We start from the raw sequence: 15726 nt of genomic DNA on the forward strand, positions 1-15726 counted from the left end.
GCTGTTTGATGGAGTGGTATCAAAAGGATATAAATGCGGTTTTTAAAGAGCTTAACACTGGTCCTGCAGGACTTTCGCAGGAAGAGGCGCAGAAAAGGCTTGCTCAGTACGGAGCGAACGAAATAAAAGAGGGGAAAAGACGTACTGCTTTTGAAATGTTTCTCGATCAGTTCAAGGACTTCATGATTATGGTCCTTATTGCAGCTGCGTTTGTATCAGGCATCATTGGTGAACCTCAGGATACCATTGCCATCATCGTGATTGTTATCATCAATGCAATCATAGGCTTCGTTCAGGAATACCGGGCCGAAAAAGCTATAGCAGCTTTGAAAAAGATGGCTGCGCCGGGAGCAGTAGTTATTCGGGATGGAATGTTGCAGAGCATTCCAGCCTCTCAGGTGGTGCCCGGTGACATTGTACTCCTTGAAGCGGGAAAAATCGTGCCTGCCGATATGCGGCTTATGGAAGTTGCCCAGTTAAAGGTTGATGAATCAGCTCTCACCGGTGAGTCAGTCCCGGTTGAGAAGATGGAGGAACCCCTACCGGAGGAGAATCTCCCCCTTGGTGACAGAAAAAACATGGCCTACAAGGGAACCATCGTAACTTACGGGAGAGGCAGAGGTGTGGTGGTGGCCACCGGGATGAACACTGAGTTGGGGAAAATCGCCACCATGCTCCAAGAGGAAGAAGAAACCAAAACACCCCTTCAAAAGAGACTCGCTGCTTTTGGAAAAAGGCTGGCAATTGCCATTCTGGGGATTTGTGGCATTGTCTTTGTGACTGGTATTCTGAGAGGGGAAAATCCGTTTCTGATGCTCCTTACTTCCATATCCCTTGCTGTGGCAGCAATTCCTGAAGCACTCCCGGCAGTGGTGACCATTGCTCTGGCTCTGACTGCAAAGAACATGGTCAAGCGCAACGCGCTTATCCGGAAATTGCCTGCGGTGGAAACCCTGGGTTCGGTAACCTACATCTGTACCGATAAAACAGGAACCCTTACCCTCAACAGAATGCATGTTGAAGAAATTTGGGTTGATGGAAAGGTGCTGAAGGTAGAAGACGTTAAAGAAGATAACGGGAGTGCCAACGGTCTGTTCCCAGAGCTTTTCATAGCTCTTGCCCTAAGTAACGATGCTCAGGTGGACAGTTCTGGAAAAGTGCTTGGTGACCCCACAGAAACTGCGCTCTACAGCTTGGCAAGGAAATTTGGGTTTGATAAAACCGCCCTTGAACGGGAGTTTGCCCGGGTGTCAGAAATACCCTTTGATTCCGAACGCAAATGCATGACCACTATACATGAGGTCAGTCAGGGAGAGCCAGAAAGCGTGGAAATCGTTTTTGGTGATGGGGTGAGCTTTGTTTCCTTCACCAAAGGTGCGATTGAAAACCTGATTGAGAAATCTCAAAACACGCTGACTTCTCAGGGCTTGCGACCTGTGGACAAGGAGGAAATTCTTCGGGTGGCAGAAGACATGGCTTCCCGGGGCCTGCGAGTCCTGGGCATTGCTATGAGAAAATGGCGTACCCTTCCTGAACAGGTTGAGGAAAGAGTTGTTGAGGCCGAACTCACACTTTTGGGCCTTGTGGGCATGATAGATCCTCCCCGGGAAGAAGTCAAAGAAGCCATACGCCTTTGCAAGGCAGCAGGAATTAAGCCGGTGATGATAACTGGTGACCATCCGCTCACTGCCAAAGCCATTGCAGAGAGGTTGGGAATTCTTGATGGAAATACAGAAGAAGCAGTGATTACCGGGGCAGAGCTTGAAAGGTTGTCGCTTGAGGAATTCGAGGAGCGGGTTGAGCACATTCGGGTTTATGCGCGAGTGGCGCCTGAGCAAAAGTTGAAGATTGTGAGAGCCCTGCAGGATAAAGGCCAGTTTGTGGCTATGACTGGAGATGGCGTGAATGATGCGCCAGCTCTGAAGCGAGCAGACATCGGAGTGGCTATGGGGATTACTGGCACCGATGTTGCCAAGGAAGCCTCGGACCTGATTCTCCTTGACGATAATTTTGCCACTATCGTTAACGCGGTGAAAGAAGGGAGAAGGATATTTGACAACATCAAGAAATTCATACGCTACACGATGACCAGTAACGCCGGAGAGATATGGACCATATTCCTGGCTCCCTTTTTTGGGCTTCCGGTGCCCCTTTTGCCAATTCACATCCTCTGGATTAACCTGGTTACCGATGGTCTTCCCGGTCTTGCTCTGGCCGGAGAACCTGCAGAAAAAGACGTTATGAACAGGCCTCCACGGCATCCCAAAGAAAGCATATTTGCTCACGGATTAGGCTTTCAGATTATCTGGGTCGGCCTGCTTATGGGATTGATATCCATTTTTACCCAGGCCTGGTCCATTAAAACAGGCCATGCTCACTGGCAGACCATGGTCTTTACCGTGCTTTGCTTGAGCCAGATGGGTAATGTACTTGCCATGAGGTCAGAGAAGGAGTCTTTCTTTAAGCAGGGTCCTCTTTCCAATAAACCCCTCCTGGGTGCTTTTATCCTTACTTTCATTTTGCAGATGGCAACTATATACGTTCCTTTCCTGAGGCCGATTTTCAAAACGGCTCCGCTTACTGCGGGAGAATTACTGCTGACCTTGCTGCTTTCAAGCGTTGTTTTCTTTGCTGTTGAGATTGAGAAGTTATTTAAACGGCGGAAGGCAGCAGTTAGAGGTTGAAGGGTTAGGGAGCAACGTTCTTACCTCTTGGAGCGGATAGCTCGAACGGTTGCTTCTTTTCCTGTGGTTGAAAGGGTTATGCTTTTCGGTTTGCGGGTTTCTGGCAAGCTTTGTAGAGAAAGCGGCATCGACCTTCTGGTAGTAGTCAGGGAAACGCCTTCTAAACTGAAGGGATACTTTGAATAGATAAGCTCTTGAGGGCGTAGAAATTCTTTCATGCTATACTTAGTTTAAGCTTTCACGCTGACTTTTGGATGAAAGTTTTGGGAGGGGATGGGCGTGAAAATAATAATTCTCATTTTTGCTTTTCTGGGAGTGTTTGGTGTGCTAAAGCCAGCCTGGGGAGAAGAAAGGATTCCCCTGCCTGCACCCAGAGAGCGTGGCCAATACTCCCTGGAAGAAGTTCTCATCAAGCGACGCTCGGTGCGCTCTTTCAGCAATAAAGCACTCACCCTGGAGGAGCTTTCTCAACTTCTTTTCGCTGCTCAAGGAATTACCGAGAAAAGATATGGCTTTCGGACTGCACCTTCAGCAGGGGCTCTCTATCCGCTTGAGGTGTATGTGGTGGTTGGGGAAGTGGAAGGGATTCCTGAAGGGGTGTACCACTATTTACCCCGAGAACATGCACTGGAGATGGTCCTTCCAGGCGATAAAAGGGAGGACCTTTTTCGCTCAGCGCTCTATCAGGAAGCGATAAAAGAGGCACCGGTTACCATCGTCATCTGTGCGGTGTACGAGCGGACCACTCGCAAGTACGGGGAACGTGGCATCCGCTATGTCCATATGGAAGCAGGGCATGCGGGCCAGAATATTTACTTACAGGCCGAAGCTCTGGACCTTGGCACTGTGGCCATCGGAGCTTTTTATGATGAAGCAGTAGCCCGGGTGCTTGATCTTCCAAAAGATATAGTTCCTCTTTATCTTTTCCCGGTTGGGAAACGCTAAGCTTTTGTAACTTAGCCCGGGGGCTCTCTTTGTCCAAGCTGTCCCCGGGGTTTTCCACTTTTACCTGTTTTTGAAGCAGAGTGCGGGGTATAAGCTTCCGGAAGCAAGTATTAATTACAAGGTTGGCTTGTGTCATTTATGCCTCAATGTGTACCTGGTAAGGAAATAAGTGGGTATACCTAAAACCATGACGATGGAAATATAGGTCAGGAAACTCATGGCCGCGGCTTTCAGGTTATCCACTGAGAAATGGAAGTAGCTTCCAAGTCCTGTTTTGGCACTGTCGAAACTCTGGCGCTGATTGTTCCTGTCTACTGAAGGTTGCAAGGCCCAGGCTTTTTCAGGACCGGATGTATGCTCTCTTTCTGCAAGGTCCGCTGTAAAGGGCAAAGAAAGCCAGCGGGGCAGGTTACTTGATGAGATGCTGTAGAACCCAAAAAGCACAATGGCCACCAGCACGGCTATGCTTAGAGGCCGGGCGATTTTACTGGGAATATAGGTTAATTTTTTGAATGCGGCAGCGAAAAAACCCAAATGGAGTCCAAAATGAATGCCGAAAAGCAGCAGGGTTACCCCGGCGGAGAAAAAGTGTAAATTACGCAGGACAGGGTTTCTGAAACCAGTAAAGATTACCCGGGAAATAAGTATGCCACTTGTAACTGTCATTGCAAAGAACATCCCAAGCAAAGCGTTGAGGAGGTAGGTGAGGCGGGTTTTTGCAGGTAAATTTCTTTTGAAAAAGCGGGTGGTGACACCAGCTATCCACTTCCAGTTAAAAACAAGGTGTATACCCACTAAACCCAAAAGAACCAGTCCAGCTACTTCGTGGAAAGCAAGCCCCAAGGGGCGTTTGTTGTAAAGGAAAGGAAATAAAAGCAACGCGCTTAGGTCGATGAGTATTCTTGTAGTTCGCTTGGTCACCGCTTATCACCTCTTTGGGGTTTTTGTTCTTTCTCAATATAGAAAGGAGATTTGACCCTTTTGGGGAGCGCTTGAGAATAAATTTTGAGAATTTTTGGGAAGTTTTGGAGTCTGGTAAGAGAGATTGGGCTTTCAGGATTTAAGAATGCTGTCTGGATTTTTCAAAAAAAGCAGCTGAAAGCTTTTTTGCCATTTTTTGTTGCCGGAATTGCGCGCAAAAAATCGGTAGGTAATTGACAATGTTTGCCGATAGCGGTACACTTTTTCTGGTAAGATGGTAAGACCAGAGGGCAAAATAGCCTATGAGACCAATCAACCGGGTGAAACTTACCGAAAACATAGTGGAAGCAATAGTGGAATACGCTTCTTCCCAGAACCTCAAAGCAGGGGATAGGCTCCCTTCAGAGCGAGAACTGGCCAGTGCCTTGAGAGTGAGTCGTCCTCTCTTGCGAGAAGCTTTGCGAAAGATGGAGAGCTTGAACCTGGTGGAAGTTCTGCCTGGAAAGGGTATCTTCATCAAAAACCCTTTACGCAACAACATGGCCTACCTGGTTCTTCACATAGATGGGGACAAGAAGAAAAATCTGGAAGTTCTAAAGATAAGGAGAGCCCTGGAAAAGCTGGCTGTGGAGGAAGCAATCAAAAATATCACTGAAGAAGAACTGGAGGATCTTGAAAGGCGACTAAACCTTCTTGAAGAAAAGCAAAGGAGGGGTGAAGATAGCAGAGAGGAAAACTGGGCTTTTCACAGCCTGATTTACCGTGCCGCAGGTAATAAGCTCCTTTTTGATATTCTGGAAGGTTTGAAAGATTTTCATCTTTTTTGGGAGGATCCTTTTGAGTGTCCTTCTTTTGCAGAAAAAACCTATTTTTTCCATCGTGAACTTTTCAAGTGTGTTGAAAAAAGAGATCCAGCTCGGGCCTGCACTTTAATTGACAGGCTTTTGGATGCACTTGAGAATGAGATAAAAAAGAGTGGTTGAGAATTTCTGGTGGAGTATTAGATAGACAAAACTTTATACTGGGAGGGGCTTATGTCTCGAACTTTTGTGGTTGACACAACGAAAAGCAAGCATGTAAGGTTACACCCGGTTTCCATAAGTAGTGTAAAGCTTACAGAAGGCGATTTTTGGGCAGGCAAAGTGCAGCTCATGGAAAAGGTTACCCTGCCACTGCAATATCAAATCATGGAAGAAACCGGTCGGATGGACAATTTTAGAATTGCTGCCTCAAAAATTTCTGGTGAGTTTTCAGGCTTTTTCTTCAACGATACCGACATTTACAAGTGGATAGAGGCAGTGTCCTATCTTTTGGCTGGCAACAGAAATGAAAAACTGGAGAGGTTGGTTGACGAGGTTATAGAAGAAATAAAGCTGGCTCAGGACGAGGATGGCTACCTGGATACCTATTTCACCCTTTCCCGCAAGCCAGACCGCTGGACTAATCTCAAGGATATGCATGAGCTTTACTGTGCCGGGCATCTCTTTCAGGCAGCCATTGCCCACCACAGGGCTACTGGGAAAAGCAGTCTTCTGGATGTGGCCATCAGGTTTGCAGAACACATTGCTTCGGTTTTTGGCCCCCGGAAAAGAAAGGGTGTTCCTGGACATCCGGAGGTGGAAATGGCTCTTGTAGAGCTTTACCGGGAAACGGGTGAGCGGAAGTATCTGGACCTGGCCCGGTTTTTCATAGATGAAAGAGGCAAGGGTTTAATTGGTGGAAACACCTATCATATAGACCATAAGCCGTTTAGAGAGCTGGATGAAATTGTTGGCCATGCGGTTCGGTCTCTGTATCTCAACTGCGGTGCTGCCGATCTCTACATGGAGATCGGTGATAAAGGCCTCTGGAATGCTCTGGAGAGATTATGGATTGACCTGGTAACCAGAAAGATGTATGTGACTGGGGGAGCAGGAGCAAGGCATGAAGGGGAGGCGTTTGGAGAAGCTTATGAACTTCCCAATGAAAAAGCCTATGCGGAAACCTGTGCTGCCATTGCCAGTTTTATGTGGAATTACCGAATGCTTCTTGTCTCGGGTGAAAGCAGATTTTCCGACCTGATGGAGCTTGTTCTTTATAACGGAATTTTACCTGGGATTTCCTTAGATGGAAAAGAGTACTTTTACGTTAACCCCCTGGCAGATAGAGGAGGCCACCGGAGGCAAAGATGGTTTGCCTGTGCCTGTTGTCCGCCCAATGTGGCAAGAACCCTGACTGCGCTTCCCGGATATCTCTATGCGCTTTCTCCAGAAGGAATATGGGTCAACCTCTATGCGAGCAATGTTGCTGAGCTTGAGGTGGCTGGTTCCCGAGTGAAGATAGAAGAGAAGACCAGGTACCCCTGGGAAGGGCTGGTGGAGTTCAAGGTAAGTGGCAACGTTTCGTGCTCGCTTTATCTGCGAAAGCCGGAGTGGTGCAGGGAATTTTCGGTGAGTGTGAATGGTAAAGTGGTGGAGCCGGTGCTTGAAAATGGGTATCTGAAAATCAGCAAAAACTGGCACGATGGTGATACGGTTTCTCTGAACCTTGCTATGGATTCGGAGCTTCTGGAGAGTCATCCCCGGGTGCAAGACAACGTGGGAAGAGTGGCTATTCGCAGAGGCCCAATTATTTACTGTGTGGAAGCAGAGGATAACCCCGGTATGGATGTTTGGGACCTTGAGATATCCAGAGACAGAGACCTGAAGGCAGAACACCGGGATATCCTGGGTGGTGTAGTGGCAATCAGAGGAAAAGGGTATGTTGCTGACCCGAACGCCTGGGAGAGGTTATATCTGACCATTAAAGAAGCAAATAACTTCAGGAAAGAAGTGGAATTCACTGCTATTCCTTACTATGCTTGGGCTAACAGAACTCCAGGACCTATGGAAGTTTGGATAAAAGCCAGGTAAAGCCTGAACACCTGAGAGACTTGCTTGGTAAGATGATTTAAGAAGCTTTTCTGGTTGGCAAGCTGGAAAAAGGTTACTGTATCCCGGCTTGGTAAGATGGTAAGACCAGATGTTGAAGCAGGTCCTGGTGGCATGTTGAGTTGATGATGCTCTTTTTGAGAAGGAGGTGAAAGATGGAAGAAAAGGTTAACATCGGTAACTAAAACGTGGATTTCTACTGCTTGGTTTATAAGCAGTGAGCTGGTGCAGGATGTGTGGTTGGCAATGTTTTATCGAATTTTAGTTTGAGGGGGGTAAGGTACTGTGAGCAAAAAATTGTTAATTGGTTTACTGGTTCTGGTGTGGTCTTTGGCAGTAAGTTTTGGAGCCTTTGCGGCGACCACTTTGACCTTCCAGAGCTATTCCAATCCCACTGAGCAGGTTGCCCAGTTTATCCAGAAGGTTCTGATTCCCGAACTTCAAAAAGCTCATCCCGATGTAGAAGTGAATTACGTGTATATCCCATTTGCCGAATATATGTCAACCATTCTTCAGCAGGCTATTTCCAACACCCTACCTGACCTGGTTTATCTGGATAATCCCTGGGTACCTCAGCTAATCGAGGCAGGTGTTTTCCAGAAAATCACTGATAACGTGATGCAGGACCTTGGTGAAGATTTCTGGATGGACTTCTTCCCTGGCCATCGACTCCTGACCAGTAAAGATAACGACATCTACGCTTTGCAGGTGCACACCAACAACCTGGCCATTTTCTACCGTGAAAATCTCCTCAAGGAAGCAGGCATTGGAGAGCCACCGAAAACCTGGGCAGAGCTCCAGGATGCTTGCCAGAAAATCAAAGAGAGTTTGAACCTGTACGGGCTTATGCTGTATGCGGGAGCAGATGAAGCCGGAACCTGGCAGTTTGAACCATTTCTGTGGAGTAACGGCGGAAGTCTTATGGAGCTGGACCAGCCTGAGGCCATAGAAGCCCTTGGATTTGTTACCGGCCTGGTTGAAAAAGGTTATACTCCTCGAGACGTTATTGGTCTGAAAGACCAGGGCGATGTGACCATCTGGTTCATGAATGGTCAAGCAGCGATGATGATTAACGGGAATTGGGAGTTTGGCTGGCACCTGCTTCCGGATGTTCTGGAGAAGCTGGGTGATGTGAAGGTAACTCCCTTCCCGGTTCCTGAAGCCGGCATGAAATCCGCTGTTTTGCCCTTTGGAGGAGAGTGTGTAGGGATTACCACTTCTGACAGCGAAAAAGCCAAGTATGCCTGGGAGCTCATCCGAATCTGGTTTGGAGAGAAGCTGGATGAATACTACGAAAAATGGACGGGACACATTCCAACTCTTGCTTCTTACGCAGCAAAAATCGCTAACAAACGCCCTGAGTTCGAGGTTTTCATCAAACAGGCTGCTTACGCTGTGCCCAGGCCGCCCATGGGTGGCATGGACAAATATCCTGATGTTTCCAATGAGCTTGCTCTGGCTTTGCAAAGATCTCTCACTGGTGCGCAAACACCTGAGGCAGCTTTCAAAGAAGCAGCCCAGAATATAAAGAGTATATTTACTCCTGAAGAGTATGAAGCAAGCAAGGCTCGGGCCAGGGAAATTCTGGAAGAAGTTCTGGCCAGGGCGAAAGGGCAATGAGCATCAGGCGGGGAGGTCAATTCCTCCCCGCTTTTGAGTTTTTGGGGTTTGGATTCACCGATAAAGCTGGCCTTTTCGCCGGCAAGTTTTTTGTGAAATGTTGGTTTAAGGGAAGTTTCACCAATGCTTAAGGGGGAAACAGAGTGAAGATACCCAGAACAACCCTTTTCCTTTTCTTGCTCCCTTCGCTGGCTTTAATATTTATCTTTGGCGTTTATCCTGTAGCTTACAATATTTTTTTGAGTCTGAAAGATGTCAACCTAATCAGTTACATTCGTGGAACAGCAAAAGACGTGGGTTCTCTTAACTACAGAACGGTTCTGAATGACTCTCTTTTCTGGAGAGCGCTTTATAATACTATCGTTTTCACCTTGCTTTCTATTGCTCTGCAGATGGTAGTTGGGTTTCTGCTGGCTCTCCTTTTCAATTACGAATTCCCTTTGAAAGGGTTTTTGCAGGCACTGGTGATGATACCCTGGGTTATGCCCATCATGGTTTCCGGATCTTTTTTCCGCTGGTTTCTCAATGATAACGGTTTTTTAAACAATCTCTTGGCCAGCCTGAACTGGATTCGAGAACCTGTGCGCTGGATAACTTCGGAAAAAACAGTTATTTATTCGCTTACAGCGGTCAACGTGTGGTTGGGTATTCCCTTCAACTTTATTCTACTTTATACCGGTATGCAACAGATTCCCGAGGAGCTTTATGAGAGTGCTGATATAGATGGTGCGGCGGGCTGGCAGAAAGTCCTCTACATCACCCTCCCCATGTTAAGGCCAGTGATAGTGGCTACCTTTATTCTGGGATGCATCCTCACTTTCAAAGTTTTCGACCTGGTCTGGATTGTTACCAGAGGAGGTCCGGGAGGGGCTTCTCACCTTCTAAGCACTTTTTCTTATTCTCTTGCTTTTGACCGCTTTCAGTTCGGGAAATCTGCAGCCGTTTTGGTACTGATGCAGATAATCGTGATTCTCTTTGTCGGCTTTTCTAACCGCATCAGATTAGAGGAGAGGTGAAAATCGTTGAAAAAACAGAGAGGATGGAAGTGGAGTGCACTGGTTGCCCTGGTGGTTGCGTTGGTGGTCTCTCCTCTTTACTTCATCGCTATTGGGGGTTTCATGTCCACGGAAGAGATTTTCCACAAACCTCCCTATCTCTTTCCTCCGGCCCCAAGCTTGAGCTATTACCGGGATGCGTTATTAACCCTTCTTCCCTATATCAAAAACAGTTTCATCATCGCTTTTGGAACCCTTCTTTTAACCCTGCTTGTTTCGCTTCCGGCTCCTTTTGTTATGACCAAATTCCGATTTGAGCTCAAGGGTGCAGTGAGTTTTCTGTTTGCTTTTGTCCAGATGCTTCCCTATACGGCAGTAATTATCCCGCTTTTTTTGATGTTTACCAGGATAAAGCTAATCGATTCCCATTTTGGGGTGATGTTGGCACTTTCGGTGTTCCTGGCTCCTTTTGCAATAATCATTTTGCGTTCTTACATGGTTTCTGTGCCTTCGGGGTTGATTGAGGCGGCACTCATTGATGGGGCGGGGTATTTTAAAATATTCACCAGCATTGTCTTACCCCTTTCTGCGCCAGGTATTGCTTCGGTTTCCATACTGGTCTTTCTTCTGGCCTGGGGCAACTTCATCGTTCCCCTGGCTTTTATAAAAGCGGAAACCATGCGCCCACTCAGCATAGGTCTTTACGTTTTCATTGGTCAGTATGGCGTGGAATGGAACAAGCTGATGGCAGGAAGCATGATATACACCATTCCACCTCTTGCGGTAGCGCTTCTTGCGGGTAAGTCCATTGTGGCTGGTTTAACTGCAGGTGCTTTCAAGGAATAGCGGCAATCGAAAGCGGCCAATAGAAACCCCTTGTTAAGGGCTGGTGAATGAAAAGCCGGAAGAAAAGGGATGAATTGACGAATTTATTTTTTCTTCCGGCTTTTTTCGTTTTCGGCTGCAGGTTGCTGTTGCTGTGAGTTTTGCATCTTTTTGATTTCTTTAAGTAATTCCGCCAGTGCTTCTTTAATTCCCTCTCGGATGCCTTCTTTAACACCCATCTTTACTCCTTCGGTAACGGCTCTTTGAATCACTTCTTCCAGGTATCTGCTTGTTTCATAGATTACCTCTCTTCTTATGGCTTCGAGCTCTCCCTCGATAGCAGAGCCCAGGTTGGCAAGAATGCCACGCATAAAAGCAGCACGCATTCCTGCTGGTGCATATTCGTTCAATATTTCCTTGTCTGCCAGCTCACTCAACGCTTCCCAGAGTTCCAGGGTTTATCCCTCCTTTTTGGTGAGGTCACTTTTTATTAATTATAGGTTATCGAATGTAAGGGGTTGCGATGTTTTGTACCGCCTTTGAGGGTTGTTCTCGGGCTCGACTTTTTACAGCGTATTCTTTTTAAAGCAAAGACTTGGACACTTTTCAGAAAACTTTGGTGGATCTGAGGCTGCGTCAGCAAAAACGAGGGTTTGGCTTACTGGTTATCCTGGTCGCCCCCTTAGAGAAAACTTTAATTACAAAGTTTATTAAAGTATACAAAAGAATGGCGACAGTTTTTGTCGCTGAACAAAGGGAAGGAGATTTTTGAGATAAAAATATGTATCTGCAGTGGATAGAATCCTTATTTACGCGGTGTCGCTCTCTTCAGAGCAAGCAGCTGTGGATGCTGCCAGCAAAGCTGGCGTTCCCATTTTCTTCCAGTGCGGATACCTCCCTGACTTGCTTCCCAGGTCGGCCGGGTTCATGCTGGAGCTGGGAGAGGGGAGGGGCATGCCTCCGGGTAGAGCAGCAGGAGCGGTTTAGCTTTTAACTGTGTTTTTGCCGCTTTTTTTGGCCCTGTAAAGGGCTTCATCAACCCTTCTGAGCAGTTCTTCTATGCTTTCCTGGGGCAAGAACTCGCAGATACCAATACTTGCGGTGACCTGAATTCCTTCTTGAAAACGATGATTTTCAATGGTTTTTTGCAACCGCTCGGCCAGCATGCGGGCCTCGCTCAGGAAAGTTCCAGGGCAAAGAATCAAAAATTCGTCACCACCCCAGCGGCTTACTACATCCACAGAGCGTATGGTGGCTTTGGTGAGTCTTGCAATTTCTTTGAGCACAGCATCGCCCACCTGGTGACCCAGGGTATCGTTTATCTCTTTGAAATTGTCGAGGTCAAACATGATGACCGAGAAAGTACCCCCATAGCGGCTTACCCGATCGACTTCTTTTTTGAATTCGGCATACATCTTGCGGCGGTTATAAAGACCGCTAAGCTGGTCGGTAATGGAGAGTTCCTGGAGCAGTAGGTTAGCACTCTCAAGCCGTTGGTTTTTCTTGTGAAGTTCAGCTTGTGTGAGTTGTTCGATATTCTGGAGTATGGACCCGATTTCATTTTCGGGGTACTCGACTTTGACCTTGGCTTCTTCCGGAGTTTCACCGACCATTTTTTCCACCTGTTCTTTCAAACTGGTAATGGGTGAAATGATTCTTTTACTCAGGATACCGCTTAAAATCCAGCCCAGAAGTAGCGAAAGAACAGCCACTATGGCAACCGCTTTCAGGATTTGCTGCACGATAAAAGCAACAATTTCCCGTCTTTCTAAGGCGGTGACCACTATCCAGTCCAGAGGTTCAATTTTTGAATAATAAGCTAACTTCGCTGCACCGTTCAATTGATAGGTGAAATATCCGCTTGCTGCATTGAAGGAAAAGGGAGAACCGGTCACTTCCTGGAAAAGTTTGCCCAGAAAGGGTTCCCGGTGGTGGATAAGCACTTTCCCGTCGCTTCGTATCACGTAGCTATAAAAAGAGCGGTAGTTTCCGGCTGACTGCTTCAGCACTTCAAAAATTGGCTCCAGAAAGGTTTCCACAGAGAGCACCCCGTTAATTTCGCCGCGGTCGTTAAGGAGAGTTTTACTGATTGAGACCAGCCACTCTCCACTTTTTATTTCCCTGTAGGGAATGCCGCCAGAAACTTCTGGGTGGGATTCAAGAGCTGCCAGATACCAGGGACGCACTCTTGGGTCATAGCCTTCCGGTGGTGTGTAGTCATTGATGAGTAGGGTTCCATCTGCATAACCTGAATAAATGTAGTTTATGTCGGGATCAATTTCCTGAAAGCGGCGGTAAAGAGCAAGCGCTTTTTCGCGTTCCAAATTGCCCTGCGGAGCGTTACGCACCTCATCTACCTCACTTAGGAACTCAATCAAATTGCGCAGTTTAAGAAAGCGGGCTTCGATAAAATTTTTCAAGGCTACATTTCGTTCCTCAAGCAGAATGCTGACCTTTTTTACTTCGGAGGAGTAGAAGAAATAAGCAAAGAGAGCACCAAAAACGGCTAAAATCAGGCCCGAAAAGAGAACAACCTTTAAAAACAGTTCTTTTTTTAAAGTAGCTCGCTTCTTTTTCACTCAATTTTCACCCGGGACACAAACAAAGGATATTCTCCTTTACCCTTTACATATTGCGTTAAGGGGTGACACGGGTACTATCGAAACGACACTCCTTTTTTACCTGTATACTGTAACTTTTCAGAATTTGTCAATATTAAAAATTATGCCAAATCCCGCATAGTTGGTGGAAGGAGGTGGGAAGTCATTGCCATTCTGGGTAAGGGTGGAGGGTATGTTTTAAGCCCGGCTCACAACATCCAGCCGGATGTTCCGCCTGAAAATGTTATTGCCCTGTATCAGGAGGCACGAGATTACCGGTTGCGTTGAGGGGTTAGGTTGCGGAAGGGAATGTATGATGCCATATGGTTTTTGGGGGTTTTCCGAAATTCGGTGTTGTCATTATCTGCGAAGGCTCCCCCCGAGAGGGGGTAAGGATGGTTTGCGTTTTATAAAAATTTGGGTTACAGCGTTTTTCGATTTGATATACTTTTTCTGGAAAGGAGGTGGAGAAAAGGTGCGTTACTCGCAAAGCGTACTGGTCATATTCCTTTTTGGAATTTTGGCAACCATTGCTTTGGGTTGTCAGCAGATGGAAGAAGCTACCTCTGTTACTTTAGCCGATTTGCCTTCCCATGTGGGTGAGCGGGTTGGGGTTACTGGTTGTCTCGTTTTTAGCTGTCCCACATTTTTCGGAGCGGTTTATCCCAGAGATTGTAAGGTATTGCTTCGGGAAGGCGATTTTACGGTGGCTCTGGAGTTCCCCGATGCGCTGGAAGCATTGCGAGAAACGCTCAACGGTTATTATGAAGAACACTTTTCAACCTGTATTCGCCTGGAGGTTCTGGGAACAGTACGAGTAGCTTCCTGCGATGGGGCAGGATGTGAGCCTACGATTTTTATTGAGGTGGAAGACATAAGGGTTCTTGAGTGAAAGAGTTGATTTTTCTGGTAAGGATAGCGGTGTTGGGATTAAAAATAGAAAGAAAGCGTCAGCTTATCGCAGGTGTATTTTTTTAAGCCCCTCTTTCGTTCCAGTTTTACTTTTTGAACCGGATTTTTTCCTTGCTCTTTGGTCTCGTTTGTCGCAAGGTGCCGGTATTCTTTGCTATCCTGGTGTTGGTAGTTAGGTCCTTCAGTGGTTCAAATCGCTTAAAGAGCGTCGGGATGTTCCTTGGGTCATTCTTTCTTATCGCTTTGAAACCTTCTCTTCGGGCTTTCTCCTGGTAGATTTCCTGACTCCTGACTTTTAGAGCTACCCTCGAGATATCTTTGTCAGTACTGGGCATGATTTCCCAGAGCTTATCGTCAAACTTTTGAGAGTTGATTCCTTTCTCCAGTAACTCCAGAGATGCTCCCAGCGTCTTCTGTAATCTCTTGAGAATTGGGTATAGATATTTAAAGGACCCCATCCCCATAGGTCGTGGTATTACTGCGAAGGAATTTTTTGGTGTGTTTCCATCTTTGCGCAGGAAAAGCGGTGGTATCGCAAAAGCTTTTCCTGTGATAGAATGGAAGCACTCCGGTTTCCAAAAAACGTGTGGGAGGGGATAATATGCGCAAGCTGATTTTTCTCACCTTTCTTCTTTCCTGTCTGGTGGTGGTGTTTCCTGCAGGAGCCAGCGTGAGCTATGATTTGGCTGATGAAGTCATAGGTAATGTTGAGGCATTTCCTTTGGAACGCAGCTTTGTGGAAGCAAAGCTTGGCAAGCCAGATTTCGTGGAAGAAATACCCGGCTTCCCGGCACCTCTTGAGTACTACATCATAGAGGATAGTGAAGACTTAAGCCATGTGTACCTGGCCTATGGGGCTTTGGATGATGCACAAAAGACATACGCAGTGGGTGTGGTGATGAAAGGGATAGATTTTCCCACCATGAGGGAAATAATCAGTGCTGAAGCCGGCGAAGACGAAGAGACTGCCCGGATGATTCTCCTTGAGAATCCGGAGTTTGTGGTGGTTGATCTTTTTGAGCAGTCTGCGACTTCCCCTCCAATGTGGGTGCTTTTTGAAGAATTCCCGGTTCAGGGGGAGAAGCGGTTGGTTTCCAGTCTTATGCCTTCAGAAAGCCTCTTTTCCTACTTTGCTGCGGTTCATCCGGAATTCGAGGAAGTGCTTCGGAAGGCCGTTGAGGAACGGGCAAAAGAAGAATGAGTCTACACCGAATCTGACCTGCCTGGTTCAGGGTTGAGACGACAAGGCGCTGGAATACCGTTTGGAAAAACGGCCAGAAACAACAGGCCTGCGTCCGTAATTTGTTGTGTTACT

Annotated in this window: 15 protein-coding genes; 11 read left to right on the forward strand and 4 right to left on the reverse strand. The window is 47.0% G+C overall.

Translation table 11 applies throughout. From position 1 onward, the window contains the following. The first annotated feature begins 8 nt into the window (after window positions 1-8). From QBE54_RS00945 to QBE54_RS00955, 3 genes are all read left to right on the forward strand, one after another. Window positions 9-2684 (forward strand): calcium-translocating P-type ATPase, PMCA-type, encoded by a 2676-nt coding sequence (locus QBE54_RS00945; protein WP_369018489.1) that lies wholly within the window; start codon window positions 9-11, stop codon window positions 2682-2684. A 27-nt stretch (window positions 2685-2711) separates the two neighbouring features. After that, window positions 2712-2870: a hypothetical protein gene (locus QBE54_RS00950; protein WP_369018490.1), complete on the forward strand. Its 159-nt coding sequence runs from the start codon at window positions 2712-2714 to the stop codon at window positions 2868-2870. A gap of 87 nt (window positions 2871-2957) precedes the next feature. Beyond that, window positions 2958-3629, forward strand: a complete 672-nt coding sequence (locus QBE54_RS00955) for a SagB/ThcOx family dehydrogenase (protein ID WP_369018491.1) — start codon at window positions 2958-2960, stop codon at window positions 3627-3629. A gap of 132 nt (window positions 3630-3761) precedes the next feature. Here QBE54_RS00955 and QBE54_RS00960 read toward each other — a convergent pair whose 3' ends face one another. Continuing rightward, window positions 3762-4550, reverse strand: coding sequence for a hypothetical protein (locus QBE54_RS00960; protein WP_369018492.1), 789 nt, complete (start codon window positions 4548-4550; stop codon window positions 3762-3764). Between the two features lie 302 nt (window positions 4551-4852). Here QBE54_RS00960 and QBE54_RS00965 point away from each other — a divergent pair, with 302 nt between their 5' ends. The 5 genes from QBE54_RS00965 to QBE54_RS00985 all read left to right on the forward strand — a co-directional run bounded on the left by QBE54_RS00965 (window position 4853) and on the right by QBE54_RS00985 (window position 10920). After that, the gene (locus tag QBE54_RS00965) at window positions 4853-5533 is read left to right on the forward strand and encodes a FadR/GntR family transcriptional regulator (protein WP_369018493.1); all 681 of its coding nucleotides are present in this window, start codon (window positions 4853-4855) and stop codon (window positions 5531-5533) included. Window positions 5534-5584: 51 nt separating this feature from the next. Further along, window positions 5585-7441 carry a glycoside hydrolase family 127 protein gene (locus QBE54_RS00970; protein WP_369018494.1) on the forward strand — a complete coding sequence of 619 codons (1857 nt, stop codon included), beginning with the start codon at window positions 5585-5587 and terminating at the stop codon, window positions 7439-7441. 303 nt (window positions 7442-7744) lie between these two features. Next, window positions 7745-9079, forward strand: coding sequence for a sugar ABC transporter substrate-binding protein (locus QBE54_RS00975; RefSeq protein WP_369018495.1), 1335 nt, complete (start codon window positions 7745-7747; stop codon window positions 9077-9079). A 143-nt stretch (window positions 9080-9222) separates the two neighbouring features. Beyond that, a complete protein-coding gene (locus QBE54_RS00980; RefSeq protein WP_369018496.1) occupies window positions 9223-10095 on the forward strand; it encodes a carbohydrate ABC transporter permease in 873 nt (290 codons plus the stop codon). Between the two features lie 6 nt (window positions 10096-10101). Further along, window positions 10102-10920 carry a carbohydrate ABC transporter permease gene (locus QBE54_RS00985; protein WP_369018497.1) on the forward strand — a complete coding sequence of 273 codons (819 nt, stop codon included), beginning with the start codon at window positions 10102-10104 and terminating at the stop codon, window positions 10918-10920. Between the two features lie 83 nt (window positions 10921-11003). Here QBE54_RS00985 and QBE54_RS00990 read toward each other — a convergent pair whose 3' ends face one another. Next, the gene (locus QBE54_RS00990) at window positions 11004-11336 is read right to left on the reverse strand and encodes a hypothetical protein (RefSeq protein ID WP_369018498.1); all 333 of its coding nucleotides are present in this window, start codon (window positions 11334-11336) and stop codon (window positions 11004-11006) included. A gap of 355 nt (window positions 11337-11691) precedes the next feature. On the opposite strand from QBE54_RS00990, the gene QBE54_RS00995 reads away from it, so the two are divergent. After that, window positions 11692-11886, forward strand: a complete 195-nt coding sequence (locus QBE54_RS00995) for a hypothetical protein (RefSeq protein ID WP_369018499.1) — start codon at window positions 11692-11694, stop codon at window positions 11884-11886. Here the strand turns inward: QBE54_RS00995 and QBE54_RS01000 are convergent. Beyond that, entirely contained in the window at window positions 11883-13478 is a 1596-nt protein-coding gene (locus QBE54_RS01000) for a diguanylate cyclase (RefSeq protein ID WP_369018500.1), read from the reverse strand. The genes QBE54_RS00995 and QBE54_RS01000 overlap by 4 nt on opposite strands. 421 nt (window positions 13479-13899) lie before the next feature. Here QBE54_RS01000 and QBE54_RS01005 point away from each other — a divergent pair, with 421 nt between their 5' ends. Next, the gene (locus QBE54_RS01005; RefSeq protein ID WP_369018501.1) at window positions 13900-14391 is read left to right on the forward strand and encodes a hypothetical protein; all 492 of its coding nucleotides are present in this window, start codon (window positions 13900-13902) and stop codon (window positions 14389-14391) included. Between the two features lie 106 nt (window positions 14392-14497). Here QBE54_RS01005 and QBE54_RS01010 read toward each other — a convergent pair whose 3' ends face one another. Then, window positions 14498-14869, reverse strand: a complete 372-nt coding sequence (locus tag QBE54_RS01010; protein WP_369018502.1) for a hypothetical protein — start codon at window positions 14867-14869, stop codon at window positions 14498-14500. 143 nt (window positions 14870-15012) lie between these two features. Here QBE54_RS01010 and QBE54_RS01015 point away from each other — a divergent pair, with 143 nt between their 5' ends. Then, window positions 15013-15612, forward strand: a complete 600-nt coding sequence (locus QBE54_RS01015) for a hypothetical protein (RefSeq protein ID WP_369018503.1) — start codon at window positions 15013-15015, stop codon at window positions 15610-15612. Window positions 15613-15726: the final 114 nt, after the last annotated feature.

This window comes from Thermatribacter velox (genome assembly GCF_038396615.1).
Taxonomy (GTDB): Bacteria; Atribacterota; Atribacteria; order Atribacterales; family Thermatribacteraceae; genus Thermatribacter; species Thermatribacter velox.